29 protein-coding genes and 1 pseudogene are annotated in these 25,509 nt (G+C 70.8%); 19 read left to right on the top strand and 11 right to left on the bottom strand.

The genetic code is table 11. The features are described from left to right. Nucleotides 1–12: 12 nt before the first annotated feature. Both AB1578_00740 and AB1578_00735 read right to left on the bottom strand, forming a co-directional pair. A complete protein-coding gene (locus tag AB1578_00740; protein ID MEW6486427.1) occupies nucleotides 13–1,107 on the bottom strand; it encodes a tetratricopeptide repeat protein in 1,095 nt (364 codons plus the stop codon). Nucleotides 1,108–1,154: 47 nt separating this feature from the next. Further along, complete coding sequence (locus tag AB1578_00735) at nucleotides 1,155–2,228, bottom strand: 3-isopropylmalate dehydrogenase (protein MEW6486426.1); 1,074 nt, start codon at nucleotides 2,226–2,228, stop codon at nucleotides 1,155–1,157. A 222-nt stretch (nucleotides 2,229–2,450) separates the two neighbouring features. Here AB1578_00735 and AB1578_00730 point away from each other — a divergent pair, with 222 nt between their 5' ends. The 17 genes from AB1578_00730 to AB1578_00650 all read left to right on the top strand — a co-directional run bounded on the left by AB1578_00730 (nucleotide 2,451) and on the right by AB1578_00650 (nucleotide 17,852). Then, on the top strand, nucleotides 2,451–3,674 hold the full coding sequence (locus AB1578_00730) for an ATP-binding protein (GenBank protein ID MEW6486425.1): 1,224 nt from the start codon (nucleotides 2,451–2,453) through the stop codon (nucleotides 3,672–3,674). Then, on the top strand, nucleotides 3,674–4,483 hold the full coding sequence (locus AB1578_00725; protein MEW6486424.1) for an HDOD domain-containing protein: 810 nt from the start codon (nucleotides 3,674–3,676) through the stop codon (nucleotides 4,481–4,483). The genes AB1578_00730 and AB1578_00725 overlap by 1 nt, the downstream gene beginning before the upstream one ends. A gap of 122 nt (nucleotides 4,484–4,605) precedes the next feature. Further along, on the top strand, nucleotides 4,606–6,162 hold the full coding sequence (locus AB1578_00720; protein MEW6486423.1) for a GAF domain-containing sensor histidine kinase: 1,557 nt from the start codon (nucleotides 4,606–4,608) through the stop codon (nucleotides 6,160–6,162). A 174-nt stretch (nucleotides 6,163–6,336) separates the two neighbouring features. Next, a complete protein-coding gene (locus tag AB1578_00715; GenBank protein MEW6486422.1) occupies nucleotides 6,337–8,556 on the top strand; it encodes a molybdopterin dinucleotide binding domain-containing protein in 2,220 nt (739 codons plus the stop codon). Between the two features lie 31 nt (nucleotides 8,557–8,587). After that, nucleotides 8,588–8,929 carry a hypothetical protein gene (locus AB1578_00710; GenBank protein MEW6486421.1) on the top strand — a complete coding sequence of 114 codons (342 nt, stop codon included), beginning with the start codon at nucleotides 8,588–8,590 and terminating at the stop codon, nucleotides 8,927–8,929. Nucleotides 8,930–9,353: 424 nt separating this feature from the next. Next, entirely contained in the window at nucleotides 9,354–9,944 is a 591-nt protein-coding gene (locus AB1578_00705; GenBank protein MEW6486420.1) for a Na+/H+ antiporter subunit E, read from the top strand. Next, a complete protein-coding gene (locus AB1578_00700) occupies nucleotides 9,941–10,210 on the top strand; it encodes a monovalent cation/H+ antiporter complex subunit F (protein MEW6486419.1) in 270 nt (89 codons plus the stop codon). Before AB1578_00705 ends, AB1578_00700 begins: the two co-directional genes overlap by 4 nt. Next, a complete protein-coding gene (gene mnhG / locus AB1578_00695) occupies nucleotides 10,207–10,536 on the top strand; it encodes a monovalent cation/H(+) antiporter subunit G (GenBank protein MEW6486418.1) in 330 nt (109 codons plus the stop codon). Before AB1578_00700 ends, mnhG begins: the two co-directional genes overlap by 4 nt. Beyond that, nucleotides 10,533–10,778 carry a hydrogenase subunit MbhD domain-containing protein gene (locus tag AB1578_00690; GenBank protein MEW6486417.1) on the top strand — a complete coding sequence of 82 codons (246 nt, stop codon included), beginning with the start codon at nucleotides 10,533–10,535 and terminating at the stop codon, nucleotides 10,776–10,778. Before mnhG ends, AB1578_00690 begins: the two co-directional genes overlap by 4 nt. Continuing rightward, nucleotides 10,775–11,071: a hydrogen gas-evolving membrane-bound hydrogenase subunit E gene (mbhE, locus tag AB1578_00685; GenBank protein MEW6486416.1), complete on the top strand. Its 297-nt coding sequence runs from the start codon at nucleotides 10,775–10,777 to the stop codon at nucleotides 11,069–11,071. Before AB1578_00690 ends, mbhE begins: the two co-directional genes overlap by 4 nt. Beyond that, a complete protein-coding gene (locus tag AB1578_00680) occupies nucleotides 11,068–11,508 on the top strand; it encodes an MnhB domain-containing protein (protein MEW6486415.1) in 441 nt (146 codons plus the stop codon). Before mbhE ends, AB1578_00680 begins: the two co-directional genes overlap by 4 nt. Continuing rightward, nucleotides 11,501–11,869, top strand: a complete 369-nt coding sequence (locus AB1578_00675; GenBank protein ID MEW6486414.1) for a cation:proton antiporter subunit C — start codon at nucleotides 11,501–11,503, stop codon at nucleotides 11,867–11,869. The genes AB1578_00680 and AB1578_00675 overlap by 8 nt, the downstream gene beginning before the upstream one ends. Beyond that, entirely contained in the window at nucleotides 11,866–13,371 is a 1,506-nt protein-coding gene (locus AB1578_00670) for a proton-conducting transporter membrane subunit (protein ID MEW6486413.1), read from the top strand. The genes AB1578_00675 and AB1578_00670 overlap by 4 nt, the downstream gene beginning before the upstream one ends. 16 nt (nucleotides 13,372–13,387) lie before the next feature. Then, nucleotides 13,388–14,965 carry a monovalent cation/H+ antiporter subunit D family protein gene (locus tag AB1578_00665; GenBank protein MEW6486412.1) on the top strand — a complete coding sequence of 526 codons (1,578 nt, stop codon included), beginning with the start codon at nucleotides 13,388–13,390 and terminating at the stop codon, nucleotides 14,963–14,965. After that, complete coding sequence (locus tag AB1578_00660) at nucleotides 14,962–15,180, top strand: hypothetical protein (protein MEW6486411.1); 219 nt, start codon at nucleotides 14,962–14,964, stop codon at nucleotides 15,178–15,180. Before AB1578_00665 ends, AB1578_00660 begins: the two co-directional genes overlap by 4 nt. Next, a complete protein-coding gene (locus tag AB1578_00655; protein ID MEW6486410.1) occupies nucleotides 15,170–16,891 on the top strand; it encodes a Na(+)/H(+) antiporter subunit D in 1,722 nt (573 codons plus the stop codon). The genes AB1578_00660 and AB1578_00655 overlap by 11 nt, the downstream gene beginning before the upstream one ends. Before the next feature lie 49 nt (nucleotides 16,892–16,940). Next, nucleotides 16,941–17,852 (top strand): MBL fold metallo-hydrolase, encoded by a 912-nt coding sequence (locus AB1578_00650; GenBank protein ID MEW6486409.1) that lies wholly within the window; start codon nucleotides 16,941–16,943, stop codon nucleotides 17,850–17,852. A 5-nt stretch (nucleotides 17,853–17,857) separates the two neighbouring features. On the opposite strand, the gene rnc is transcribed toward AB1578_00650, so the two are convergent. The 5 genes from rnc to AB1578_00625 all read right to left on the bottom strand — a co-directional run bounded on the left by rnc (nucleotide 17,858) and on the right by AB1578_00625 (nucleotide 22,495). Further along, a complete protein-coding gene (gene rnc, locus AB1578_00645) occupies nucleotides 17,858–18,556 on the bottom strand; it encodes a ribonuclease III (protein ID MEW6486408.1) in 699 nt (232 codons plus the stop codon). A 3-nt stretch (nucleotides 18,557–18,559) separates the two neighbouring features. After that, entirely contained in the window at nucleotides 18,560–19,846 is a 1,287-nt protein-coding gene (gene mtaB / locus AB1578_00640) for a tRNA (N(6)-L-threonylcarbamoyladenosine(37)-C(2))-methylthiotransferase MtaB (protein MEW6486407.1), read from the bottom strand. A gap of 126 nt (nucleotides 19,847–19,972) precedes the next feature. Beyond that, nucleotides 19,973–21,028, bottom strand: coding sequence for a tRNA 2-thiouridine(34) synthase MnmA (gene mnmA / locus AB1578_00635; GenBank protein ID MEW6486406.1), 1,056 nt, complete (start codon nucleotides 21,026–21,028; stop codon nucleotides 19,973–19,975). Next, nucleotides 21,025–22,167: a cysteine desulfurase family protein gene (locus AB1578_00630; GenBank protein MEW6486405.1), complete on the bottom strand. Its 1,143-nt coding sequence runs from the start codon at nucleotides 22,165–22,167 to the stop codon at nucleotides 21,025–21,027. Before AB1578_00630 ends, mnmA begins: the two co-directional genes overlap by 4 nt. A 1-nt stretch (nucleotide 22,168) precedes the next feature. Next, complete coding sequence (locus tag AB1578_00625; GenBank protein ID MEW6486404.1) at nucleotides 22,169–22,495, bottom strand: hypothetical protein; 327 nt, start codon at nucleotides 22,493–22,495, stop codon at nucleotides 22,169–22,171. Between the two features lie 144 nt (nucleotides 22,496–22,639). Between AB1578_00625 and AB1578_00620 the strand changes: the two are divergent. Then, nucleotides 22,640–22,738: pseudogene (locus AB1578_00620) on the top strand (plasmid maintenance system killer protein). A 13-nt stretch (nucleotides 22,739–22,751) separates the two neighbouring features. Beyond that, nucleotides 22,752–23,297, top strand: a complete 546-nt coding sequence (locus tag AB1578_00615) for a HigA family addiction module antitoxin (GenBank protein ID MEW6486403.1) — start codon at nucleotides 22,752–22,754, stop codon at nucleotides 23,295–23,297. Nucleotides 23,298–23,524: 227 nt separating this feature from the next. On the opposite strand, the gene AB1578_00610 is transcribed toward AB1578_00615, so the two are convergent. The 4 genes from AB1578_00610 to AB1578_00595 all read right to left on the bottom strand — a co-directional run bounded on the left by AB1578_00610 (nucleotide 23,525) and on the right by AB1578_00595 (nucleotide 25,235). Continuing rightward, on the bottom strand, nucleotides 23,525–23,815 hold the full coding sequence (locus tag AB1578_00610) for a hypothetical protein (protein MEW6486402.1): 291 nt from the start codon (nucleotides 23,813–23,815) through the stop codon (nucleotides 23,525–23,527). Between the two features lie 27 nt (nucleotides 23,816–23,842). After that, entirely contained in the window at nucleotides 23,843–24,307 is a 465-nt protein-coding gene (locus tag AB1578_00605; GenBank protein MEW6486401.1) for a hypothetical protein, read from the bottom strand. 29 nt (nucleotides 24,308–24,336) lie between these two features. Further along, entirely contained in the window at nucleotides 24,337–24,633 is a 297-nt protein-coding gene (locus AB1578_00600) for a hypothetical protein (GenBank protein ID MEW6486400.1), read from the bottom strand. 122 nt (nucleotides 24,634–24,755) lie between these two features. Next, on the bottom strand, nucleotides 24,756–25,235 hold the full coding sequence (locus tag AB1578_00595) for a hypothetical protein (GenBank protein MEW6486399.1): 480 nt from the start codon (nucleotides 25,233–25,235) through the stop codon (nucleotides 24,756–24,758). Nucleotides 25,236–25,509 lie beyond the last annotated feature (274 nt).

Raw genomic sequence — 25,509 nt, 5'->3', positions numbered from 1 at the left:
TCCGCGGCCCGATTACGGCCGGCTGGCCTCCCCCTGGGACCGGACCTCCTGGAGGGCGCGCCGGTAGAGGGGGCGCGGGGCTGCGGTGAGCGCCTCCTGCAAGTGGGTTTCCGCCAGGGTCAGCCGCCCCGTGGCCCGGTAGGCCACCGCCAGGTTGTAGTGAATCGCGGGCAGCGCCGCGCGGCCCACCAGGCACTCCCGCCACAGGTCCACGGCCCCGCGCCAATCCCCTCGGCTCGCCGAGAGGATGGCGAGCTCGTTTCGCTGCACCAGCGCACCGTCCGCGCCGGCCCCCAGGACCTCGAAGCGCACCGAGGCCCGCTCGGCACGGGGGACGATCGCCCTCAGGAACTGCTCGTTGAGCTGGTCCAAGAGCCGTTGGAGCAGGCGGTCCCGAGCCCGGTTGGTGACGTGGGCGGGAACGTCGCCCCGGTAGCAGAAGGAAGGGACATCGGCGGAGAGCTCGTAGCGCAGGGTCGCCACCTCGGCCCCCCGGCGGGTTTCCCACACCCGGTAGCTCGCCGCCACGTTCCCGCGGTCCGAGCGGCAGACCAGCGGCACGCTCGCCAGCGCCCGCTTCTCGCGGAAAACCAGCTTGCCTTCCTCGTTGCGGACGAAGCCGTACTCGCCGGTCCCGCGCAGGGAGAAAGACTCCTTGACGTCCTCCCACTCCTCGATCCGGAACGTCTCGACCCGGGCCACCACCACCGCGTCCACCCCGGTGCGCTCGTAGGCCCACCGCAGGGAGGACGCCGTTGCGTCCCACCCCACGGCCACTCCCGCCTTCATCAGCCGGTCCCGAACGGCCGCCGGGTGCAGCACGAAAAAGGCGTCCGTCTGGTCGAGACGGCCCGCCAGATGCCGGGAGAGGGCCGCGTCGGCCCCCTCTGCCGCGGGCACGATGGCGACCGTCCTCACCCCCCGGTCGTAGAGGTTGACCGCGGCAGACCGCACCACCCGCACGGTCACTTCCCGAACCGGGGGATCTCCCACGGAGCCCGGCAGGGAAAGCCTCCCGCACCCCGCGGCACCGACGATGCCGGCAGCCAGCGCCAGCAGGACAGGGGCCGTCAGCATCGCCCGGCCCTTCCAGCGCCGCGGTTCCACAGCCCCTCCCGAAGAAGACACGCGCCCGCCCCCCTTCCAGCAGCCTGCTAGCCTTTGTTCTCCTGCAGCCGGGTCACCACCAGGTCTCCCACCTCGCTCGTCGAGTACCCCATCCGCCCCGCGGCGAGGCTCTTGAGCTTCTTCGACGTGACCCACTGTACGGCGTCCTCGATGCGGCGCGCGGCCCCCTCCTCCCCCAGGTGCTCCAGGAGCATGCCCGTGGCCGCAATGGCCGCCAGGGGATTGATCACGTTGTGGCCCGTGTACTTCGGGGCCGAGCCGCCGATGGGCTCGAACATGCTCACCCCTCCCGGGTTGATGTTTCCCCCGGCGGCAATGCCCATGCCCCCCTGGATCATCGCGCCCAGGTCCGTGATGATGTCGCCGAACATGTTGTCGGTGACGATGACGTCGAACCACTCGGGGTTCTTGACCATCCACATGCAGCAGGCGTCCACGTGGGCGTAGTCCCGCTCCACGTCCGGGTACTCCTGGCCCACCTCGTTGAAGGTGCGCTCCCACAGGTCGAAGGCGTAGGTCAGGACGTTGGTCTTGCCCACGAGGGTCAGCTTCTTGCGGCGGTTTCGCTTGCGGCAGTACTCGAAGGCGAACCGGATGCACCGTTCCACGCCCTTGCGGGTGTTCACCGACTCCTGGACCGCGACCTCGTCGGGGGTGCCCTTGCGCAGGAAGCCCCCCGAGCCCACGTAGAGCCCCTCGGTGTTTTCCCGCACCACGACGAAGTCGATGTGCTCGGGCCCCTTGTCCTTGAGGGGCGTCTCCACCCCCTCGTAGAGCTTGACGGGCCTCAGGTTCACGTACTGGTCCAGCGCGAAGCGGGCCTTGAGGAGGATTCCCTGCTCCAGGATCCCGGGGCGCACGCCCGGGTGGCCGATGGCGCCCAGCAGAATCGCGTCGTAGCCGCGCAACGTGGCGATGTCGTTCTCCGACAAGGTTTCCCCCGTCTTGAGGTAGTGATCGCCCCCGAAGGGAAAGACCGTGCGCTCGGTTGCGAAACCAAAGTGCCGGGCCGCCGCATCGAGCACCTTCAACCCCTGCGCCACCACCTCGGGACCGGTGCCGTCCCCCGGAACCACGGCAATACGGTATGCCTTGCCCATCCCTGTCCTCCGTCTCGGTTTCCTGCAAGAGTGGAAAAAGAGGTTTATAAGAGCATCGTGCCCGGGAAGAGTCAAACGAAAACGAGACCGTACCTGTCCCCTTGGCAGCGGTTCGGTTCTGTCAAACAACGGGGAATCGAACTTTTCGGCTTTACAGCCTCCCGCAGGCCCCATACAATGCCGCCCCATCCGGTTGCCGGAAGTCGGGAGAGGGGCCAAGGATTGGAGTCCACCCGCACGATCCTCTACATCGAGGACAACCCCGCGAACTATCGCCTCGTGGAGCGCCTGCTCCACGACGAAGGGTTCGAAGTCCTCCACGCCAAGGACGGCTTCGAAGGGGTCCAGCGAGCCATCCAGGAACGCGACCGCCTGGAGCTGATCCTCCTCGACATCAACCTGCCCGGGATGGACGGCTACGAGGCGGCCACCAAGCTCAAGGCCATCCAGGGGTTCGACCACATCCCGATCATCGCCGTCACCGTCAACACCCTCAAGGGGGACCGAAAGCGCTCCCTCTCCGCCGGTTGTGACGGGTACATCCCCAAGCCCATCGACATCCACTCGTTTTCAGACCGGGTCAAGGAGTACATCCTCGGCCGCCGCGAGAAGGTGCCGGCCGCCGAGGAACGCTTCTACCTGCGGGAGCACAACCGCAAGCTCGTCGACCGGCTGGAGTCGAGCATCGGCCAACTCAAGCTGTCCCACGAGCAGATCTGCCACAAGGACAAGCTGGCGAGCCTGGGAGAGATGGCCGCCAGCATCGCCCACGAGCTCAACAATCCCCTCTCGAGCATCTCGTTCGCGGTGCAGATGCTCTTGCGAGACTCCCCCCAGGCGGGCCGTCAGCGCCAGAATCTCGAACTGGTGGGCCGCAACGCCGAGAGGATCCAGCGCCTGGCCGAGGCCCTCTCCAGCTTCGCCCGGCCCTCGGAGACCGCCCGGCGCGCCGTGGATCTGGGAAGGGTTCTCGACGAGGCGGTCCTGCTCTCGGAGCACGAGTTTCGCTCGCGCGAGGTCCAGGTGATCCGGCGCGTGCAGGCGGATCTCCCGGCCGTATGGGCCAGCGAGAGCCAGCTCCACCACGTCTTCCTCAACCTGCTGCGCAACGCGGCCCAGGCCGTGGAGAGCCGCCAGACGGCGCCGACGTGCGAGCCCGGTTTCACCGGGACGGTCCAGCTGGAGGCCGGCGCCGAGAGCGACGGTTTCGTTTGGGTCGCGGTCATCGACAACGGCACCGGCATCCACACCGACTACCAGGACCGCCTCTTCACCCCGTTCTTCACCACCAAACCCCGGGGCCAGGGCACCGGCCTGGGACTCTATATCGTCAAGCAGATCCTCGACGACCTGGGCGGCCGCATCGCGGTTCACAGCACGGTGGACCTGGGCACCAGCTTTCGCATCCACCTGCCGCGAGCCGCCGAGGCCGGCCGTCCCAACTGATGCCCCAGGCCGCAGACCGCGCCTTCGCGGACCGTCCCCTCCCTGCCCTCTCGGCGGTGGTGGCCCGGCTCCTGGCTCTGTACGCGGAGAAGGACTACACCCCCGAGCAGGTGGCGGCGGTGCTCGAGATGGACCCCGGTCTGTCGGCCCGCGTCCTGCGATTGGCCAACTCGGCCTACTTCGGTTTCCTGGGCCGGGTGGACTCGGTGCAGCGCTCGGTGGTCCTGTTGGGGGAGGTCACCGTGCAGGCGGTTTCCCTGGGTACGACGCTCCTTCGGGCGTGGCGCGGTACCCGGTTGCCGGCGCCGGTGGAGGAGGTGTGGGTGCACTCCTACGTGTGCGGCCTCATGTGCCGCCACGCGGCGCGGCTCCTGCCGGGGCAGGTTCTCCGGGCCGCCCCCGACGCCCTGTTCCTGGCCGGCCTGCTCCACGACGTGGGAAAGATCCTGTTTCTGGCCGAGGCCGGGGAGGGCTACGGCACGGACCTGGAGGAGGCCGCCACCGCCGGGGAGCTCCGGGAGCGGGAGATCGCCCGCTTCGGGCGAGACCACGCCCAGGCGGGTGCGGAGCTGCTGCGAGAGTGGAACCTGCCCTCCTGGCTCTCGGCCCTGGTGGGCCATCACCACGCAGGTGAGCTGCGGGCCGAGCTCCAGGCTGCCCTGGAGGTTCTCGCCGCTTCCCACGCCGTCTCCCGGGGAACGGTGCCGGCCCAGGGCGAGATCGTGACCCCGGGCATCCGGGCGGCTCTCGCGGAGCGCCAGGGCCGGGCCCGGGAAGAAGCGCAGGAGTTCTACCGCGCCATCTCGTGACCCCGGGCCCGGCGTCGATGGGACGTGGCAACCCCGCGGGCCCGGCCCGGGCACGAGCGAGGCAGAACCGTTCTCCCCCGGCACTCCCCTCCCTCGCCCGGGAGGGCACCTCGAGGAGCCCGATGCCGGCCAGCAACGCCATCAGCCCCGACGCCCTCCAGCGTCTGGAGCACCAGAAGGAGCTCTACGTCCGGGCCCTTCGCAACTCGTCCCGGGAGCTGGAGTTGAAGATCGAAGAGCTGAGCATCCTGCGCCAGCTCGGGCACCTCTTCGAGCGCTCGACCCGCCTGGAGGATCTGGCCACCCACGCGCTTCCCCTGTTTCTCCAGGCCTCCCAGGCCCACAACGCGTCGATCATGCTCCTGTCCCCGGAGACCGGGGAGCTCAACCTCCTGGCCGCCGCGGGCCGAGAGGACAAGCAGGTCGCCTACTTCGGGCTCGAAGGCTATCCGCGGCGGTTGTTTCGCCTGGGGGAGGGGCTGGCGGGGAGCTGCCTGTCCGCGGGCGAATCCCTGAGCGCAGAGGACGCCCGGGCCGACGACCGCTTCCTGCCGGGAACCGGCGGGGTGGCCGTTGGGAGCATCGCGTGCCTGCCCCTCTTCTCGCGGGACGCACCCCTGGGGGTGGTCAACCTCAGCCACCCGGCCCCCCGATCCCTGGACTCCCGGCGCCTGCCCGTGTGGACCATCCTGGCCAGCTACCTGGCGGTGGCCCTTTCCCAGGCGCTCCTCTTCCAGGATCTCCGGGAGGCCAACCGCAAACTCGAGGAACGGGTGCGCGCTCGCACGCGGAGCCTGGAGCGGGCCAAGGCCGAGATCGCCCGGCACAACGAGGGGCTCCAGGAGGCCGTCCACGCGCGCACCCGCGAGCTCGAGCAGGCGCTCGAAGAGCTCCAGGTCCAAAATGCGCGGCTGGAAGAGGCAAACCGGGTCAAGGACGAGTTCCTCAACAACATCAACCATGAGCTCAAGACCCCCCTGAACGCCGTCATCGGGTACGCGGGGCTCCTGCTCAGGGAGACGGCAGGAGGGCTGACCCACGAGCAGCGCATCGACCTGGAGCTGATCGAGGCCAACGGGAAGCACTTGCAGCATATCCTGGAGAACATCTTCTCCCTGAAGGACATCGAGAGCGGCGCGGTGGAGCTCGAAGCGGTCCCCACCGATCTCAACGAGCTCATCCACTCCGCCGTCGCATCGCTTCAGCCCCGGGCCCGGGAGAAGGGGCTGGAGCTCGCCTTCGAGCCCCTCGACGTGCCCCCCCTTCCCCTGGACCCCACCCTCGTGCGGCGGGTTCTCTTCAACCTGCTCGACAACGCCATCAAGTTCAGCGAGCAAGGGAATGTCACCGTCTCCAGCCGCCTGGCCTACCGCCTGCCCGAGCGCCCCCAGGAGGACTGCCCCCCCGAGAAGGGCGGCCTGGCCTACGCGGTGGTGGAGGTGACGGACCAGGGCAAGGGAATCCACGCGGAGGACGTGGACCGCATCTTCCTCAAATTCCACCAGGGCGAGGCCCCCACCCGGAAGAGCGAAGGAGGCTCGGGGGTGGGGCTCACCATCGCCAAGAACCTGGTGGAGCTCCACGGGGGCCGCATCTGGGTGACCAGCCGCGCCGGCCGGGGCAGCACCTTTGCCTTCGGCATCCCTTACGAAGCCGCGCCCGCCCGCCGCGGAGCCTGACGAAGGCGCCTCTTGGGAGGAAGCCCGGGGGTCGCGGACCCGGATTCCGGGGGGCATCGCTGGATCCGGGCCATCGCCCCCCGTTGACACCCGCGCCGCACCCCTTCTACCATGCGGCCTCGTTTCTTTCCTCACAAGCCGGGGCGCCCGCACGGCCCCCGAGAGGTGGACGCCGTGAGCGGATGGGACCGCCGAACCTTCCTGGCGACGGGCGCCTTCGGCACCGCAGGGCTGGCCCTGGACAACAAGAGAGCCCTCCTGGGCTCCGCGCAGAAACCCTGGAACGCCGGCGCCGGGCGCACCCTGCGCAAGTTTCGAGACCCTGCGCCCACCGTGTGCCGCATGTGCCCGGCCCACTGCGGGGTCGTGGCGTTCCGGGACGGCGACCGGGTGGTCCACGTTCAGGGCAACCCCGGCGCCCCGACCAATCAAGGCGGGATCTGCGTTCGGGCGCTCGCCGGCCTGGAGCGCGTGTACGACGCAGAGCGGCAGCTCCATCCGCTGCGCCGGGCAGGGCCCCGGGGTTCGGGGGAGTGGACCCGGATCTCGTGGGAGGACGCGCTGGCCGAGCTCGGCCGCCGCCTGGAAGGCGCCCGGGGCCGGTCGGTGCTGCACCTGGGAGAGGACGAGCTCCTGGTGGAGGACTTCCGGGACGAGCTGGGCTGGAAGGAGGTCCTGGTGGACCGCCCGCTCCCGGGCCGCAGCGGGCCCGGCTCGGGGGAGAGCTGGTACGGCGCACCGGTGTTGGGCGCCTTCGCCGCCCAAGCCCGCGGCATCTTCCTCTTCGGCCTGCGGCCGCTGGACGGCCGTTTCCTCGTCCCCCTGGCCCGCGACGTGGTCCGGGCTCGGGAGCACGGCGGCTCCCTCTACCTCTTCGACAGCATGGGGGGCAGCACCGGAAGCCTGGCCGAGTGGCACCCGGTGGCGCCCGGCACCGAGGCCGTGGTCGCCTACGGCCTGGCCCGCCTCCTCCTCTCCTGGGGCGCCTACGACGCCGCCCGTCTGCGCCAGGGAGTCGCCGACGCCCCCGAAGCGCTCCGGGCGGCCCTGGAGGCCTACACGCCGGAAGCGGTCCAGGAAGCCGCGGGAGTTCCCGCCGCCGCCCTGGTGAACCTCGCTCGGGCCTTCTCGGAACGCAAGCCCGCGCTTGCCCTGGCGCCCCACGCTTCCCCCGCTGCGCCGGCCGTCGCCCTGCTCAACCACCTGGCGGGGACCGTCAACCAGCCGGGAGGCGTCGCCACCGCGCGCCGCCCCTTCTTCCTCAAGGCCCTGCGGCCCAGCGCCACCCCGGAAGCCTGGTGGCACCGCGCCGCGTCGGGAGCAGAGGCGGTTCCCCTGTACTGGGCGGTGGAGGCCAATCCGGCCTACGACGTCCCCGGCGTGGCCGCTGCCGAGGCCCTGGCGGACCCCTCCCGGGTAGCGTTCCTGGTGGCCATGGACACCCACCTTACGGAAACGGCCTCCCTGGCGGACCTCTTCCTTCCGCGGGCCACCCACTTCGAGTGCTGGGACCTGCTGGAGGGCTGCCTGCCCGACGGGCGGCCCTACCTCTCCCTGCAGCAGCCCGTGACCCGGCCTGCTTCGGAGCCCGACAAGCTCCGAAACCCGGATACGGCGCACCTCGACCTCTTCAGCCCCGCGCCGCGGGCCCTGGGGCAGTCGCGCAGCATGCCCGACGTGCTCATCGCCCTGGCTCGCGCCAGGCCCGAAGCCACCTTCGCCTTTCCCACCACCCGGGACTACCTGTTCGAAGTGCTGCGCAAGTCGTGGGGCCCGGGAAGCCTCGAGGCCCTGGCCCGCCGCGGCATCTGGGTGAGCGGAGAAACCCGGCCCCCCGTGGCGCCCCAGCCGGTGAGCCTCCTCTCCGCGATCCCGGCCGCGGTCGCCCCGCCGCCGGATTCGATGTTCTTGCTTCGCTACGACCCTGCCACCCTGCCCCGAACGTACGCCAACACCCGCTGGGGCCGGGAGATCGCCCACCGCTTCGAGGCGCTCCTCCACCCCCAGGCGGCCAGGCACAGGGGCATCCGAAACGGCGACACCCTATCGATCCGCTCCTCCCAGGGCACGGTGACGGCCACCGCCCGGATCATCCAGGGCATCCACCCCCGGGTCGTGGCGCTGCCCGACGGCTTCGGACACCGGGCCGGAGGAAGCGTGGCCCGGGCGATGCCCCGCCCCCCGGGGTCCCCCGAGAAGACCTACCTGGTGCGCCGGCGCGACGTGCTGACCAACCCGTTGGGCCTCTCGGCCCGGGAGGTCGAGCCGGGGGAGCCCATCTGGTGGTCCAAGGCCGGGCCGGGAGCGTCGGCAAACAGCTTGTTCCCCTTGCGCCTGGATGGGGGCGGTCTCCAGGAATGGGGGGCCCTCCCGGTGGAGGTGCGGCGGGCCTGAGCCGCTCCCCGCCCCGTGCCACGAGGTCTGCGTGAGCGACCCGAACCTGCCCAAAGGCCTCGGCCGGATTCGGCGGAGGCGCTGGTTTCTCTGGGGGATGATCGGGATCTACCTTCCCCTCATCTGGCTCTCCCTGCGCCTGACCCGTTCGGACGCGCACACGGCGGTGGTCTTCGCCGTGTGGTTCGCGTTCCTCGTGGCGGCGAGCTGTCTGGCGAGCTTTGCCCGGTGCCCGCGCTGCGGCAACTACTTCCACGTCCACGGCTTCGTCCCCCTCTTCGTGCGCCGGTGCGTCCACTGCGGGCTGCATCTCACCGAGGACCGCCGGGCCAGGAGGCCCGGAACCCCCCCTGCGCCTCCGGGCCCGGCGTAGCCGCCGGCACCGTCCGGGCGGCAGATCGCCCCAGCCTGCGGGGAGGTCGATCCAGAATTCACCGCCGAATCTAGGGGCGGGGTCCGGGAGCCCCGGAGCGTAGTCCCGTACCGCATCGACTGATCCGCCGCAGTCCATGGAAACCGGTGGGGCCAGGCGCACCGGTTCCGCGAGGGACCCCTCCTCCAATTGCCGCGGATTGCGGGGCGGAGCGCAGGGACTCCCGGACCCCGCTTACCACCCAGGCGGTGGATCGAGGTCCATCCGCATTGCTTGACACAAGCCGCCGCGTTCGGTTAGAAACGGGCGCCACCGGGCCGTGGGGCCGGCAGGAAAGCTTCTCGATCGACCCTCCTCCCCTGCGCGCCCCCCAGGCTCACCCCCGGCGGTCCGGCCACCCGGCCCGCCCCGACGGAGGAGCTTCGTGACCCCCACCCCCGCGGGTCGATCCCAGGCCCCCCGGAGCCCGCTCCGGGTGGCCTGCGTCCAGGCGGCGCTCCTCATGGGGCTGTGGCTCCTGTTGAGCGGGCTCCTGGACGGCTTTCACCTGGGTCTGGGGGTGTTCTCCGTGGCCCTGGTCCTGTGGCTCGACCGCCGGCTGCGCCAGGCCCCCACAACCCAGGCGCCGGCCCACCCGGGGGCGGCGCTGCGGCCGCTTCGGTTTCTCGCCTACCACCTCTGGCTGCCGGTGCAGATCCTCCTCTCGGCGGTGTACGTGGCCCGGGTCGTGCTCTCGCCCCGCCTGGACATCCAGCCCCAGATGGTTCGGTTCCGGTCGGCCCAGCCCAACGCGTTCGCCAAGATGCTGCTGGGCAATTCCATTACGCTGACGCCCGGAACCCTCACGGTGGACCTGGACGAGGACCGGTTCCTCGTGCACGCCCTCACGGCCGACACCGCCCGCGGGCTCCTGGAAGGCACCATGCAGGCCAAGGTGGCACACCTCTTCCAGGACGAGCCCGGCCCCATGGTCTTCGACGTGACCGTGGAGGCGGGGGACGGCGCGGCAACATGAACACCTTCCTGCTGATCCTGGCGGGCATCCTGGCGCTCGCCCTCCTGATCCCCTTCTACCGGGTGGCCAGGGGCCCCACCGTCTTCGACCGGCTCCTGGGGGCGGGCGCGGTGGGGAGCAAGACCATCGTCATCGCCTGCCTGTTCGGGTCGATCTACGGGAGGCTCGACATGTTCATCGACCTGGCGTTGGCCTACGGCGTACTGAACTTCGTGGGCCTCATCGCCATCGAGAAGTACTACTGCAGCCGGGAGCGGACGGAATGACACTCCTCCAGGAGACCTTGGCGGTTGTCTTCCTCGCCGCCGGGGGCGCCTTCATGCTGGTGGGCTCCATCGGCATCGTGCGCCTGCCGGACTTCTATACTCGCACCCACGCCGCCAGCAAGATCGACACCATGGGCATCATGCTGCTCCTGGCGGGCCTGGCATTCCACGAGGGGATGACGCTCAGCACCGGCAAGCTCGTTCTTCTCATCGTGTTCGTGGCGGTGGCGAACCCCGTGGGATCCCACGCCCTGGCCCGCTCGGCCCTGCGCTTCGGCCTCAAGCCCTGGTACGCGGGCGAGCCCAAGGGAGCGAAATACCAGTGAACTGGGAGATCGAGATCCTCTTCTACGTGGTGCTCACGACCGCAGCGGTCATCGCGCTCCACGTGAGGAACCTGATGGCAGCCTCGGTGACCCTGACCATCTTCAGCTACGTGGGTGCGCTCCTCATGATGTCCATGGGCGCGGTGGACGTGGCGTTCACGGAAGCCGTGGTGGGTGCCGGGATCACCGGGGTCTTCTACATCGTGATGATCCTCAAGACGACCCAGCGGAGCTCGGATTGAGAGCCGGATACCTCCTGGTGGCGGCGGCCCTGGCGGGCTTGCTCCTCTATGCCGTGAACCTGCTGCCGGCCCGGGGCGACGTGACCGCCCCCGCCCACCGGGAGCAGAGCCTGGCCGGCACCCCCGGGGCGGGCGACTTCTACATCCGCAACGCCCTGCCCCAGGCGGCGACCCCCAACATGGTCACGGTCATCCTGGCCGACTACCGCGGCTTCGACACCCTGGGAGAGACCTTCGTGGTCTTCACGGGGGGCATCGCGTGCTGGCTCTTGCTGCGGCGGAGGCGCCCGTGAAGGCCCCGTCCCAGAGCCCGATCATCGCCGTGGCCTGTCGCTTCATCGCTCCCCTCATCCAGATCGTGGCGCTCTACGTGCTCTTCCACGGGCACTACAGCCCCGGCGGCGGGTTCCAGGGGGGCGTGCTCCTGGCGGCCAGCTTCATCCTGATCCGCATGGCCCTGGGCCTGGACGCGGGCCGCCTCCAGTTTCCCACCCGGGTGGGGGTCGCCCTCGGAGGCCTCGGCGTCCTGGTCTACACCGGAGTCGGGATCGCCGCCCTGGCGGCGGGGGGGAACTTCCTGGACTACGGCCACCTGCCCCTGCCGGGGTTCGAAGCGCCGGCCCGTCGCTCCCTGGGAATCCTCCTGGTGGAGGTCGGCGTGTTGGTTGCGGTCACGGCGATCATCACCGTCATCTACGACGAGCTCATCGAGAGCGGACCCGATGCTTGACCATATCGGCGGGCACTACCCGTACTACTTCCTGGCGGCCCTCATGGTCATCGGGTTCTACGGCATGCTCTCCAAGCGGAACCTCGTGAAGAAGACCGTGGGCATGTCGATCCTCCAGAGCGCGATCATCCTGTTCTGGCTCGTGGCGGCCTACAAGCACGAGGCAACGGTACCCGTGTACGACCAGGCGCTGGGACTGGCGGACCCGAGCCGCTACATCAACCCCCTGCCCCACACCCTCATGCTCACCGCCATCGTCGTGGCGGTGGTGACCCTGGGGGTCGCCTTCGCCCTGATCATCCGGATCTACCAGACCTACCGCAGCCTGGACGAGTCCGTGATCCTGGATCAGATCGAATGATCTCCTCCCACACCCCCGTCCTCATCCCCCTGGGCTTCCTGGTGGCGGGGCTCCTCGTTCCCCTGGCCGGGGCGCTGCGCCGCCGCCTGGCCCCCGCCGTGGCCGTGGGGGCCACCGGGCTGGTGGCCGCCGTCTCCCTCGCCGGGCTGGCCCGGGTCGCCTCCGAGGGCCCGATACGGTACCGCCTCGGGGGGTGGGCGCCTCCCATGGGGATCGAGCTCGTCCTCGACCCCCTCTCCGCCTTCATGGCCTCGGTGGTGGCGTGCGTGGCCCTGGTGGTGCTCGTCCACAGCCTGCGGGTCGTGGAGCACGAGAACCCGGATCAGGCGGTGCCCTTCTATGCCGCCGCCATGATCTACCTTACGGGCCTCACGGGGATGACCCTCACCGGGGACCTCTTCAACCTCTACGTGTTCCTCGAGATCAGCTCGCTGTCGGGCTACGCGCTCCTGGGCCTCGGGAACCGCCGGGCGCCCCTCTCGGCGTTCCGCTACCTGACGCTCGGCACGGCGGGGGCTTCCTTCTACCTGCTGGGCCTGGCGTTCCTCTACCTGGAGACCGGCACCCTCAACATGGCCGACATGGCCCGCATCCTGCCGCTCGTGCCCGAGCGATCCGTCCTGGCGGTGGGCCTGGTCTTCATGACCGTGGGCATGGGGCTCAAGATGGCGCTCTTCCCCCTCCACGGCTGGCTCCCCGACGCCTATACCAACGCCGCGTCCACGAGCACGGCGCTGGTGGCCCCCATCGGCACAAAGGTGGCCGCCTACGTGCTCCTGCGCCTGTTCTTCTTCGTGCTCGGCCCCGAGGCGGCCCGGGGAGAGCTGCCGCTGCTGGCGGCCGTGGGGTACCTGGGGGCCGCGGGGGTCATCTGGGGCTCGCTGATGGCCATCACCAAGAGCGAGCTCAAGCGGATGCTCGCCTACAGCTCGGTGGCCCAGGTGGGGTACATCGCCGTGGGCATCGGGCTCGGGTCTCCGCTGGGATTCATCGGGGCCGTGCTCCACACCGTGAACCACGCCTGCATGAAGGCCTGCCTGTTCCTGGTGAGCGCCAATCTTCGGATGCGGCAGGCCCACACCCACATCCCCCGCTTCGACCAGCACCTGCGGCGCGCCATGCCCTGGTCCATGGCCGCGTTTGCCCTGGCGGCCCTCTCCATGATCGGGCTGCCGCCCACGGCCGGGTTCTTCAGCAAGTGGTACCTGGCGCTCGCGGCCCTGGAGCAGTCGAACTGGGTGTTCCTGGGCACCCTGCTCGCCTCGAGCCTCCTGAACGCCGTGTACTTCTTCCGGGTCCTGGAGCGGATCTACCTGATCCGGCCGGCCGACCCCGGCTCCGCCGACGTGCCGCACGAGACGGGCGCCCTGGCGCTCCGGGAAGTGGGCGGGTCGATGCTCGTCACCACCGTGTTCCTCGCCGTGAGCCTGCTCGCCCTGGGACTCCTCAATGCGTGGATCGTGACGCACCTGATCCGCCCCATGCTCCCGGCCGGGCTGTGAGCGGAGGCAACCAGCGATGACCCCCGCCGCGCCCGAGACCTGGCAGACCTGGGTGCCCCTGTGGGCGGTGCTGACCTCGTTTGGCGCCGTGCCCCTGATTCTGCTCTCGGGCCGCCGGGAAAACCTGCGGGAGTTCTGGACACTCGCGGCCGCCTTCGCGAAGTTCGCCCTGGTGCTCACGCTCCTGCCCGGGGCGCTGGGGGGCCGGGTGGCCGAATGCACCCTCCTCGAGATCTCCCCCGGCATCTCGCTGATGCTCCGGGCCGACCCCCTGGGCACCTACTTCGCGGTGATCGCCTCGGGCCTGTGGATCCTCACGAGCTTCTACTCCATCGGGTACGTGCGCGCGGCCGGGGAGGCCAACCAGACCCGGTACTTCGCGAGCTTCGCCGTGTGCCTGGGGGCGACCATCGGGGTGGCGCTCTCGGCCAACCTCCTGACTTTTCTCGTTTTCTACGAGATCCTCACCATCGCCACCTACCCCCTGGTCATCCACAAGGAGACCCCCGAGGCCATTGCCGGCGGGCGCAAGTACCTGACCTACGCCCTGACCGCCGGGGTGCTCCTGCTGGCGGCCGTGGGCTGGACCTACCAGGCCACCGGAACCGTGGATTTTCGCGCGGGGGGCATCCTGGAGGGCGCCGGCCTCGGCCCCGGCGAGCTGCGGGCGCTCTTCGTGCTCTTCCTCGCAGGGGTAGGGGTCAAGGCCGGCATCATGCCGCTCCACAGCTGGCTCCCGGCGGCCATGGTGGCCCCCACGCCGGTGAGCGCGCTCCTGCACGCCGTGGCCGTGGTGAAGTCCGGCGTGTTCGGGGTGGTGCGGGTGGTGGGGTTCGTCTTCGGCCCCGAGGTCATGGCCCGCCACGGGCTCGACCTCCTCCTGGCTGCCTTCGCCGGGGCGACGATCCTGCTCGCCTCGTTCATCGCCCTGCGCCAGGACAACCTGAAGCGCCGGCTCGCCTACTCCACCGTCGGCCACCTCTCCTACATCGTCCTGGGGGTGGCGCTGCTTTCCCCCGACGGGTTCACGGGGGGCCTGCTGCACCTGGCCAACCACGCCACCATGAAGATCACGCTGTTCTTTTGCGCCGGCGCCATCTACGTGAACCTCCACAAGACCGAGGTCTCCGAGCTCGACGGCATCGGCCGGGCCATGCCCTGGACCATGGGGGCGTTCACGGTGGGAGCCCTGGGCCTGGCCGGCGTGCCGCCCATCAACGGGTTCGCCTCCAAGTGGCTGCTGTGCCTGGGTTCCCTGGAAGCCGGCCGGATCGCGGTGCTTGGGGTGTTCCTCCTGAGCGGGCTCCTGAACGCGGCCTACTTCTTCCCCATCGTGCACCGGGCGTTCTTCCGAAACCCCGCCGCGCAGGCGGCACAGGGACACGGCGAAGCCCACGGGAATGGGCACGAGCCCGGAGAAGCCCCCGCCATCATGGTGGTCCCCATCTGCATCGTGGCGCTCCTCTCGATCCTCCTGGGGTTTTATCCGGACCTCTTCTTCGGGTTCTTCCGCCTGGCCTCCGCCATTGCCGCGAGCGTGCTCGGGTTGCCGGGAGGGCCGGGTGTCGCGGGACTGCCGGGAGGAACGCCATGAAGCGCTGGCAGGGCATCGGCCTCGGGCTCGCCACGGCGGTCTCGATCGTCCTCCAGGCGGTCTCGCCCCACGGGGAGGCGGCCCACTGGTGGGACTACGTTCCCGGGTCGTACGCCGCGGGCGGGTTCGCCGGGTGCGCCCTCTTGATCTACGGCGCCAAGTGGCTGGGCAAGCACGCCCTCCAGCGGGGCGAGGGGTACTACCGTGATCGTTGAGACGCTGCCCCCCGGGTTCCTCCTCTGGCTCGGGGCCGCCCTGCTGCCGCTGCTGCCCCAGAAGCTTCGGGGACCGGCCTTCGTCCTGTTCCCCCTGCTGGCTCTCGTTCGGGTGTGGGGCCTGTCCGAGGGCGTTCACCTCTCGGTTCCCTTCTTGGACCAGGAGCTCGTCTGGTGCCAGTCGGACCCCCTGCGCAGGGTGTTCGGCCTCATCTTCGCCCTGATCGCGGTGCTGGGGGGGGTGTACTCCCTCCACGTCCGGGACCTGGGCCAGCAGGTCGCTGCGCTCCTGTATGCGGGCGGGGCGCTCGTGGTCACCTTTTCCGGGGACTACCTGACGCTCTTCCTGGGCTGGGAGGTGATGGCGGTGGCGTCGGCGTGCCTCGTGTGGGCGCGCCGCACCCCCGAGGCCGCGGCGGCGGGCCTTCGGTACGTGCTCGTGCACCTCCTGGGGGGGAGCCTGCTCCTGGCCGGCATCTGCCTGCACGTCGCCCAGACGGGGTCCCTGCAGATCGGGGCGTTCGCCCCGGGCGAGTCCCTGGCGGCCTGGCTGGCCCTGGCCGGGGTGGCGGTCAACGTGGCCCTGCCGCCGCTCCACGCCTGGCTTCCCGACAGCTACCCCAAGGCCACCGCCACCGGAGCGGTCTTCCTGAGCGCCTTCACCACCAAGACCGCGGTCCTGGTGCTCGCGCTCCTCTTCCCCGGGTGGGGGATCCTGGTGCCCCTGGGGGTGATGATGACCCTCTACGGGGTCACCTACGCCGTGCTCGCCAACGACATCCGGGAGGTGCTCGCCTACCACATCGTGAGCCAGGTGGGCTACATGGTGGCCGGGGTGGGGATCGGCACCGAGCTCGGCATCAACGGGGCTGCCGCCCACGCATACAGCCACATCCTGTACAAGGCGCTCCTCTTCATGGGAGCCGGCGCGGTCCTCGAGACCACGGGCCGCACCCACATGGCGGAGCTCGGGGGCCTTGCCCGGCGCGCTCCGGCGGTCCTGATCCTCTACATGGTGGCCGCCTTCTCCATCTCCGGGGTCCCCCTCTTCAACGGCTTCATCAGCAAGTCGGCCGTGGTGGCGGCAGCCGCCGAGAGCCACCGCACGGTCTCGGTCGTGCTGCTTCTTCTCGCCTCGGTAGGCACCTTCCTGAGCGTGGGCCTCAAGGTGCCCTACCTCACCTGGTTCGGCCCGGACCGGGGCATCGAGCCCACGAGGCTGCCCCCCAACATGCTCGTGGCCATGGGGCTCACGGGGGGTCTGTGCTTCCTGTACGGGGTGTGGCCCGACCTCCTCTACCGGGAGCTCCCCTACCCCATGCCCTACCGGCCCTACACGGGAGCCCACCTGGCCGAGACGCTCCAGATCCTCCTGGTCACCTTTCTCGCCTTCTGGTGGCTGCGGAAGAAATTCGTCGGGGAGCGCAAGATCTCGCTCGACACCGACTGGGTCTATCGCGCACCCGGAGCCGCGGCCGGCGCCTGGGCGGTGGGGACGGTCAATGCCGGCTTTGCTGCCTGCGAGACCCTCGTGCTTCGCGCCGTCCACGGCCTGGCTGCCCTCGCGAGAGACCCCGGCCGGCTCGCCGGCCCCTGGGGCGCCCCCCCCGGTGCCGACCCGGACCGCCACCGCCTCCCCCTGGGCGTCAGCCTGGCACTGACCCTGGCGGCCCTGGTGGTTCTGGCGGTGTGGGGGTTGGTGAGGATTTGAGGGTTGCGCGTTGCCCGTTGCGCGTGGCGGGTTGGAAGAAGGGGCCGACATGATCCATGAGCCCCTGCCCGGTCTGTTCCTCGTTTCCCTGAACCTGCCCCGGGAGGGGTTTGGGGGCTTCATCGGGGCCTGGGTCCTCCGCCGCGAGGGCGCGACCGTGCTGGTGGATCCCGGGCCGCGGGCGACCGTGCCGGAGCTTCTCTCCCAGCTTGCCGAGCTCGGCATCCAGCACCTGGACGCGCTGCTCCTCACCCACGTCCACATCGACCACGCGGGGGGCGCGGGGCTCGTGGCGGCCCGCTACCCGGAGGCACGAGTCGTCTGCCACCCCAAGGGCATCCCGCATCTGGCGGACCCCGCCAAGCTCTGGGCCGGGTCCCTCCAGGTGCTCGGCGAGCTGGCCCGGGCCTACGGGGAGATCGCGGCGGTGCCGGCCGAGCGCCTGGAATGGGGCACGGACCTGCAGTTCGGGGGGCTTCGGGTGCAGACCCTCGAGACCCCCGGCCACGCAGCCCACCACGTGTGCTTTCGAGCAGAGGAGCTTCTCTTCGTGGGGGAGGCGGCCGGGATACGCCAGGCGGCGCCGGGAGGGCTTTACGCCCGCCCGGCCGCCCCGCCGCCCTTTCTCTACGAGGAGTTTCGGGCCTCGCTCCAGCGCGCCGCGGGGGCCGGCGCCCAGGGCCTGTGCTTCGGGCACGGCGGCTACGCCCCCGACGCCCGGGAGACCTTTCGGGCGGCTCTGGAGCAGCTCGACCTGTGGGTGGCGTGTGTGGAGGAGTGTATCCGCGCCGGGGCACAGGACGTTTCGGAGGCCGCCTTCCGCCGCCTCCTCGACGCCGACCCCATCTTCGCCCGCCACCGCGAGCTCCCCCCCGACGTCCAGGCTCGGGAGCGCTACTTCTTCGGCAACACGATCCAGGGAATGCGAAAGGACGCGGAGCGGCGCCTGGGGGCGGAGTAGGCGCGCTACGACAGGATGCCCAGCGCGTCCTCGGCGGCCCGCTGCTCCGCCTCCTTCTTGCTCCGGCCCCGGCCGCGGCCCAGGGACCGGTTGGCCACCGCGATCTCCACCTCGAAGACCTTGTCGTGGTCCGGGCCCGACTCGGACACCAGGCGGTAGGTAGGCGCCTTGCCGTACCGGGCCTGGCACAGCTCCTGGAGCCGCGTCTTGTGGTCGTGGCCGATGGCCTCGGTGCCGGCCTCGGCAATGATGGGCTGGAAGATGCTCTCGGCGAACCGGTAGGCGAGCTCGAACCCGCCGTCCAGATAGATCGCCGCGAGGAGCGCCTCGAAGGCGTCGGCCAGGATCGAGGCCTTCTTGCGCCCGCCCGTCTGCTCCTCTCCCCTCCCCAGGCGCAGGTGGGAGCCCAGGTCGAAGGCCCCCGCCAGGCGCTTGAGGCTCTCCTCCTTCACCAGGAACGCGCGCACCTTCGACATCTCCCCCTCGGTAAGCGGCGGGGAGAGCCCGAAGAGGAGGTGGGACACCGTGAGGTCGAGCACGGCGTCGCCCAGGAACTCCAGGCGCTCGTTGTCGGCCACCGGGCCCTCGGCCTCGTTGGCGTACGACTTGTGGGTGAGGGCCTGGTCCAGGAGCTCGGGGCGCTCGAAGAGGTAGCCCAGGTGCTCTTCCAGGTCCCGCAGTTCCTCGCGGCGGCGCATGTCCATCGTTCACTCTCCTCCAGCGAAGCGGCCCGCGACCCCGCTGCGGGCAAGCCCCTCGAGCCGGACGGGGACTTCCCCATCCGGCAGCGGCTCCCGCCACGGCATCCGGACCTCGATGTAGTTACGGGTACGCAGGGCCAGCACGCCCGGCGCGGCCCACCCCTCGGGCAGTGCCAGCATAACCGATCCCACGTGGGTTCGCTCGAACGCCCGGCGTTTTTTTCGCGAGAGCTCCCGCAGGCGCCGCGATCGCTCCGCGGCCACGGGCGGCGGCACCCGGTCCCCCAGGTCCCAGGCCCGGGTGCCCCGGCGCGGGCTGAAGGGAAAGACGTGGAGGTAGGCCAGGGGAAGCTCCTCCAGGAGGCGCTCGGTCTGCCCGAAATCCGCGTCCGTCTCGCCCGGGAACCCCACGATCACGTCCAGACCCAGGCACAGTTCGGGCACGGCCTCCCGGGCGGCTTCCACCCGCTCGCGAAACTGCCCCGCGGTGTACGGCCGCCCCATGGCCGCCAGCACCCGGTCGGACCCCGACTGGAGGGGGACGTGGAGGTGGGGGCAGAGCACCCGGGAGGCCCCGAGACGCGCCACCACCTCGGCGGTGAGCTCCCCGGGCTCCAGGCTCGAGAGCCGCACCCGCGCGAGCCCCGACACCTCCGCCGCATCCAGGAGGGCGCCGAAGGGCTCCGGGGGGGCCAGGTCCCGACCCCAGAGCCCCAGGTGCACCCCGGTGAGGACCGCCTCCCGGTGGCCGCCTGCCCCCAGCCGCGCCAGGCCCGAGCGCACCTCCGCCAGGGGAAGGCTGCGGGAGGGACCGCGGGCGAAGGGCACGATGCAGTAGGCGCAGAAGCACGCGCACCCGTCCTGCACCTTGAGGTAGGCCCGGGCCCGGCCGGCGAAGCGGCCCACGGGCGCCGGGGCGAGCTCTCGCAGGGCCGCGCTCTCCCCCACCCGGACGCCCTCCGCCCGGGACTCCAGGAGCTCGGGAATGGCTCCCTTCTCCCCGTTCCCCACCACCGCGTCCACCCCCAGGACCGCCAGCGCCCGGGGATCCACCTGGGCGTAGCACCCGGTCACCAGGAGGCGGGCGCCGGGCACCTCCCGGCGTGCCCGGCGGATGAGGGCGCGGGCGTCCCGGTCGGAGCGGTGGGTCACCGTGCAGGTGTTGACCACCACCGCGTCGGCCGGCTCGCCAAAGGGCACCAGGGAGTGCCCCCGAGCCTCGAGGCTCTCCTCGAGGGCTCGAGACTCGTACTGGTTGACCTTGCAGCCCAGGGTCAGAACAGAAATGCGCATCGGGAGGTTGTCAGTGGTCCGTTGTAAGTTGTCAGTCGTCAGTTGGAATCCGATGGGACGGATGGGACCTATGGGAGTTTCGCTTCACCTCTCACATTTCACGTTTCACGTTACACGTTTCACGCTTCACGCGCCCTCGATCCACGCCGCCCCCAGAACCAGGTCGCCTTCGTAGAAGACGGCGAGCTGGCCGGGGGCTACGCCGAACTGGGGGTCGGCGAAGGTCACGCGCAGGCCCTCGCCCTGGGCTTCCACCCGGCAGGGAACTTCCCGGGCGGTCGATCGGATCTTGACCGCGCACTCCCAGGTTGCGGGTGCGGGCGGGGGCGGCACCAGCCACGCGGGCGTGCCCGTGCGCAGACCCGCCGCCAGGGCGGCCCGCCTGGGGCCGGCCACGACCCGGGCCGACGCCGGCTCGACGGCGAGCACGTAGAGCGGCTCCGAGCTCGCCAGCCCCAGGCCCCGGCGCTGCCCCACGGTGTAGGCGTGGACGCCCCGGTGCCGGCCCAGCACCCGTCCCTCCCGGTTCACGATCTCGCCGGGGCGGCCCCCGAGCCGCTCCTCCAGGAACGCCCCGAGGCCGCCCCGGGGCAGGAAGCACACGTCCTGGCTCTCGGGCTTCCCCGCCACCGGGAGTCTTCGCTCGGCCGCGAGGCGGCGTACCTCTTCCTTGGTCTTGCTTCCCAGGGGAAAGACCAGGCGGTCCAGGACCGCTGGATCCTCGGGAACGAGGAAGTAGGACTGGTCCTTCCCCGGATCGGCCCCCTTGTGCAGGCGGCGCCCTCCCGGCGGGCCCACGAGCCGGGCGTAGTGCCCGGTGGCCAGGGCGTCGCACCCCAGGGCCCGAGCCCGCTCCCAGAGCCAGCCGAACTTGACCCGGCGATTGCACACGACACACGGGTTCGGGGTCAACCCCCGGCCGTAGGCCGCCCCAAAGGGGGCCACGACGTCGCGCTCGAAGACCTGGTGGGCGTCGAGGACATAGAACGGAATCCCCAGGTGCCGGGCCACCCGGCGCGCGTCCTCGGCGTCCTCCAGGGAGCAGCACCGGGAAGCGTCCCACACCTTGAGGGTGAGCCCCACCGCATCCCAGCCCTGTTCCACCAGGAGCGCCGCGGCCACCGCGGAGTCCACGCCACCGCTCAGGCCGACGGCAATGCGGCGTGACGGGTGATCCTTCATCGTTCTGCCTTCATCCTTCCGAGCACCTTCGCCAGCACTGCCAGGAACCGGTCCACCTCCTCCGCCCGGGTGGTCGGCCCCAGGCTCACCCGTATGGCTCCGCGCACCCGCCACTGGGGCACGCCCATGGCTCGGAGCACCGGGGAGGGCTCCGCGGCGCCCGAGGCGCAGGCGGGTCCGGCGGAGATCGCCACCCCTTCCAGGTCCAGGGCCTGGACCAAGGCCTCCCCCTCCGGCCCCGGCAGGGACAGGCTCGCGGTGTTGGGCAGCAGCAGCGCCCCATCTTCGGGGCCGTTCCACCAAGCCAGGGGCGCCAGCGCCCGAACCCCGAGCACGACCCGGTCCCGCAGGCCCGCCGTCCACGCCGCGTCGGCCTCCCGATCGCGGGCCGCCGCCGCGCAGGCCGCGGCGAGGGCGGCGATCCCGGGAAGGTTCTCGGTGCCGGCCCGCCGCTCCCGCTCCTGGGGTCCGCCCCGCAGGAGCGGCTCCACGGCGGTTCCCCGCCTCGCGTACAGGGCGCCTACCCCCTTGGGCGCTCCCAGCTTGTGGCCCGAGAGGCTCGCGGTCGCGCACCCCAGGTCCGCCGCCCGCAGCGGCACCCTACCCCAGGCCTGCACCCCGTCGCAGTGCCACGGAACCCCGGCCGCGAGCGCCTCCTCGGCGAAGGCCCCCAGCGGCTGGAGGGCTCCGGTCTCCTGGTTTGCCGCCTGGAGGACCCCGAAGCCGGCACCCCCGAGGGAGGCGACCCCCACGCGGCCGTCCTCCCCCACGGGAAGCCACCGTGCCTCCCAGCCCCCCCGCTCCAGCACCTCCAGGGGGCGCAGCACGCTGGGGTGCTCCAGCCGCGCCGCGGCGAAGGAACGGCGCCCGGCGCCCCCCGCCAGACTGGCCAGGGCCAGATTGTTGGCCTCGGTGCCGCCGCTCGTGAAGACCACCTCCCCGGCCTCGCACCCCAGGAACGCCGCCACCTCCTCCCGGGCCGCCTCCAGGAGGTCCCGCGCCTCCCGGCCCTCCCGGTGGGGGCTCGAGGGATTGCCGAAGCGGTCGAGGGCGGCGAGCAGGGCCCCGCGGGCCTCGGGGCGCAGGGGGGCAGAGGCGTTCCAGTCCAGGTAGGCGCGCGGCTGCCCGGCGGCGTCCATCTCAGGACTCCTCCGGCGCCCCGGACACGAACCCCTGGGCCGGGCCCGGGAGGGACGCCAGGAACCGTGCCTCCCAGGGAGAGAGGAAGACCACCCGCCGGTAGCGCAGGCGCGGGTGCGTCACCGCCACTGCGAGGGCCTCTGGGTGCCCCACCCACTGCACCTCGACCCCCGGCCGCCCGAGCTCCCGGACGAGGGCCTTCACCCGGCGGTAGCCCCGGAGCACGGAGCGGCACTCGGGCTGGGCAAAGCGGTCCAGCTCTCGGTTTCGCGAGGTGCGGCCGTGGAGCAGGTCGTCGAAGAGGGCGCGGCGGTCTTCGGGGCTCATGACCCCGGATGGTACCGCGCCCCGCCCCCCCGGTGCACGCCCTTCGCGCCCCGCGGCCGTCCCACGTGGTACGATTTGCCGGGTGCCTCACGCCGGACTTCCCTGGGCGTGGCAGAACCCGACTCCCTCCCCTGGCCTGGCAGCAAGGGCCAGTACAGCATCCGCGTCAACCAGAAGTGGCGAGTCTGTTTCGAGTGGCGGGAAGACGGGCCCCGCGAAGTAGAGATCACCGATTGCCACTGACGGGAGAGCACTCATGTCGAGCAATATGCGGCCCATCCACCCGGGGGAGATTCTGCGGGGCGAGATGGGGGAGCTGGGCCCCTCCGCGCGCCGGCTGGCCGTCGCCCTAAACGTGCCTGCAAACCGGATCACCGGCATTCTGAATGAGCAGCGGGCGGTGACCGCGGACACGGCTTTGCGTCTGGCCCGCTACTTGGGCATTGCCCCGGAGTTCTGGCTCAACCTGCAAAGCGCGTACGATCTGCTCTGTGCTCGCCGCGAGGTCGGCCGCCAGAAGACTTCGAGGACATCCCCGGCGTGGAGCTCACCGTGCTCCCCACGCCGCGACGGTGACCACCCGCCAACGCACCGAAAACGCAGGACAGCGCCGAAAAGCCCCGCCGGCCCTGGAACTCAGCCGACTTCGCGCACCCTGTGCACCGACCCAGGTCGTCCCCCGTGCCCTCCTCTCGGGGGATCCGCATCGAGCACAAGGCACCGCCAGCACCAACGTTCCCCCTTGCTTGGCCAGGTAGCAACGCTTTTCTGCCCGAGCGTCCCCCTCACCTCGACTATCTGATCCAAGTGGCAGCGGCGAATCTGGGGTTGGTCATGCACACCTTGTTCGGGTTGGGAACGCCGAGGGGCTGGGCGAACCGCCTGTTTCCGGCGCTCTCTGGCGTCGGGTGGCCATATCATTGGTGGGGGGTTCTTCCGGCGGGTGGAGGGTATCCGCTTTGCAGACCGCGGGACGCACCAGCACCAGCACCAGCACCGTCACCGCCGTGGGCCGTGGGCCGTGGGTCGTCAGCCGGTGGCGTCCCGGCGGGAGCCGTGGAGGGCGGCGCCCAGGGCCCCCAGGAGGTCCGGGTGCTCGGCGGCCTCCACCCCGGTGCCGAGGCGCTCGGCCAGGGCCTCGAGGACGAAGGGGTTTCGGGCCACGCCGCCGCTGAACACCACGGGGGGCTCCCAGCCCAGCCGCTCGAGCATGACGGCGAGCCGGCACCTGGTGAAGCACGGTGAGCGGGTCCGGGCGCTGCACCGGGAGAGCGCCGCCAGGGGCGCGAGGCGCCCCTGCGCCCGGCCGTGGAGGGGCACGCCCCCCCTGTCAGCGGCCCAAAAGGGCTAGAAGCACCCGAGCTGGCACTGGCGCAACTTGTGGCCCCGGGCGTTGGCCGCGTCCGCCGCGGCCCGGGGCGCGGCCCCCAGCTCCCCGGCCAGGGCGAAGACGTTGGCGCAGGTGAGCTCGCCCTTCTCGTAGAGCGCCCCCACGCGGCGGGCGAGCTCCGGGTCGGCGGGCTCGGGGGCCGTGCCGAGCCGCGAGGTCTTTCCCACCTGGAAGCACCCGAGCTGGCAGTCGCTCACGCGAAGTCCCAGCCTGTCGATCCGCACCCCCACGTCGAGCCGGGAGACCCCCTGCTCCCCGGCGATCCTCCAGGCGGTGGGGCACGGCACGAGCCCGTCCTTCGCCTTTGCCCGCACGGCCTCCTCCAGCCGGGAAAGGGCCTCGGGGGAGAGCTGACCGGGGTTCTCGGGAAGCTGGATCCGGCGCTTCTTCTTCTCGCGGTCGGCTTCGGTGAACTCGCGCATGGGAAGTCTCCTCGATACCCCGCAGGTACTCAAGAAAGCTGGTACCGTGCGTCTTCGAGCTCGCTAAGCTCACGCTGCAAACCTCTGAGCATTTCTGCTTCGCCCGCCCACTCCACATACTCCAGGTCCCCGCCGGGCAGGTCCTCCGCCGCCATGTGATGAAGGAAATCTTCGGTACTGGTCTCGTATCGCCGTTCGAGCTCGGCCAGTCGCCTTCGGCAGCGCGCGATCCCCTTCCTGAGTCGCGCATTGTAGGACTCGATGGCCTGCGCCACAGGCCGGAAACCCTGCGCGCCCTTCAGTTCGATGACCATCTGCACACTCATCCTGCCTCCTCACGACTACCGGAGTCTCCCCAAGGAGGGAGCCCAATCGGTGGGCACCGCTCACCGAAAGTTTCCTGAAACGAACCCCAGGGAGCCTCGAAGCCCCTCCCAGTCGTGGAATACTAGGCGGCCAGCCGGGACCGCAGGTCGCGGACCTCCTGCTCGAGCCGGGCCACCCGCTCGCCAAGGACGAAATGCTCGTCGCGTCGGACGATCACCTCGTACAAGTGGGCAATGGACCGGTTGGTCTCATCCAAACGGCGCAGCAAGTCGGCGTGGAGGACGTCCATGCGCTTGTTGGCTTCCTCGATGCGGCCCCCCAGCTCCGTGCGCACCTCGTCGATGCGGCCCCCCAGCTCCGTGCGCACCTCGTCGATGCGGCCCCCCAACTCCGTGCGCACCTGGTCGATGCGATCGCAGAGCTCGGTGCGCATCTCGTCGATGCGCCGGCTCTGGTCCGCCAGCTGTGCCTGCACGTCGTCGATGCGCTTGTTCGTGACCTGCAAGACCGCCTTGATCTCGGCGGTTTCTGCCCGAAGAGCGCCGAGCTCGGGCAAGACGAGCTCTTGAAGGGCCTTCTTCAGTGTTTCCATCATCTCCATGAGGCGCCTCCCCAAGCGACGCATAGACCTATCTTGCCGTGTGATTTGCAGTGTACGGAACCGCACCCGCTGCCGCAAGGCCCCGGGCCCGGCGCCCCAATGCTACCGGAGCAGGGCTCCGGCAGCCGGCGGGTTTGACCTGGGGGACACCGCCGGTGAGGGAGAGGATGGTCTGCTCTCGTCTCTCGCGCGACGCCTTCGGGGGCATCGCCGCTGCGGTGAAGCGGTATCCGGGCCGGCACGGCGCCAGCCCCTCAGCCTTTGGTTTCGACTT

The sequence above is a fragment of the Thermodesulfobacteriota bacterium genome (genome assembly GCA_040756475.1).
In the GTDB taxonomy this organism is placed as follows: Bacteria; Desulfobacterota; Deferrisomatia; order Deferrisomatales; family JACRMM01; genus JBFLZB01.
This window is presented reverse-complemented; position numbering and strand designations above follow the sequence as displayed.

Excerpts from the sequence above, each read along its gene's own strand:
- AB1578_00675 (MEW6486414.1), top strand. The coding sequence starts at position 11,501 with ATGCTTGACCATATCGGCGGGCACTACCCGTACTACTTCCTGGCGGCC.
- AB1578_00725 (MEW6486424.1), top strand. The coding sequence starts at position 3,674 with ATGCCCCAGGCCGCAGACCGCGCCTTCGCGGACCGTCCCCTCCCTGCC.
- AB1578_00660 (MEW6486411.1), top strand. The coding sequence starts at position 14,962 with ATGAAGCGCTGGCAGGGCATCGGCCTCGGGCTCGCCACGGCGGTCTCG.
- AB1578_00670 (MEW6486413.1), top strand. The coding sequence starts at position 11,866 with ATGATCTCCTCCCACACCCCCGTCCTCATCCCCCTGGGCTTCCTGGTG.
- mtaB (MEW6486407.1), bottom strand. The coding sequence starts at position 19,846 with ATGCGCATTTCTGTTCTGACCCTGGGCTGCAAGGTCAACCAGTACGAG.
- AB1578_00625 (MEW6486404.1), bottom strand. The coding sequence starts at position 22,495 with ATGAGCCCCGAAGACCGCCGCGCCCTCTTCGACGACCTGCTCCACGGC.
- mnmA (MEW6486406.1), bottom strand. The coding sequence starts at position 21,028 with ATGAAGGATCACCCGTCACGCCGCATTGCCGTCGGCCTGAGCGGTGGC.
- AB1578_00630 (MEW6486405.1), bottom strand. The coding sequence starts at position 22,167 with ATGGACGCCGCCGGGCAGCCGCGCGCCTACCTGGACTGGAACGCCTCT.
- AB1578_00595 (MEW6486399.1), bottom strand. The coding sequence starts at position 25,235 with ATGGAGATGATGGAAACACTGAAGAAGGCCCTTCAAGAGCTCGTCTTG.
- AB1578_00600 (MEW6486400.1), bottom strand. The coding sequence starts at position 24,633 with ATGAGTGTGCAGATGGTCATCGAACTGAAGGGCGCGCAGGGTTTCCGG.
- AB1578_00650 (MEW6486409.1), top strand. The coding sequence starts at position 16,941 with ATGATCCATGAGCCCCTGCCCGGTCTGTTCCTCGTTTCCCTGAACCTG.
- AB1578_00665 (MEW6486412.1), top strand. The coding sequence starts at position 13,388 with ATGACCCCCGCCGCGCCCGAGACCTGGCAGACCTGGGTGCCCCTGTGG.
- AB1578_00615 (MEW6486403.1), top strand. The coding sequence starts at position 22,752 with ATGTCGAGCAATATGCGGCCCATCCACCCGGGGGAGATTCTGCGGGGC.
- AB1578_00605 (MEW6486401.1), bottom strand. The coding sequence starts at position 24,307 with ATGCGCGAGTTCACCGAAGCCGACCGCGAGAAGAAGAAGCGCCGGATC.
- AB1578_00720 (MEW6486423.1), top strand. The coding sequence starts at position 4,606 with ATGCCGGCCAGCAACGCCATCAGCCCCGACGCCCTCCAGCGTCTGGAG.
- mnhG (MEW6486418.1), top strand. The coding sequence starts at position 10,207 with ATGACACTCCTCCAGGAGACCTTGGCGGTTGTCTTCCTCGCCGCCGGG.
- AB1578_00700 (MEW6486419.1), top strand. The coding sequence starts at position 9,941 with ATGAACACCTTCCTGCTGATCCTGGCGGGCATCCTGGCGCTCGCCCTC.
- AB1578_00735 (MEW6486426.1), bottom strand. The coding sequence starts at position 2,228 with ATGGGCAAGGCATACCGTATTGCCGTGGTTCCGGGGGACGGCACCGGT.
- rnc (MEW6486408.1), bottom strand. The coding sequence starts at position 18,556 with ATGGACATGCGCCGCCGCGAGGAACTGCGGGACCTGGAAGAGCACCTG.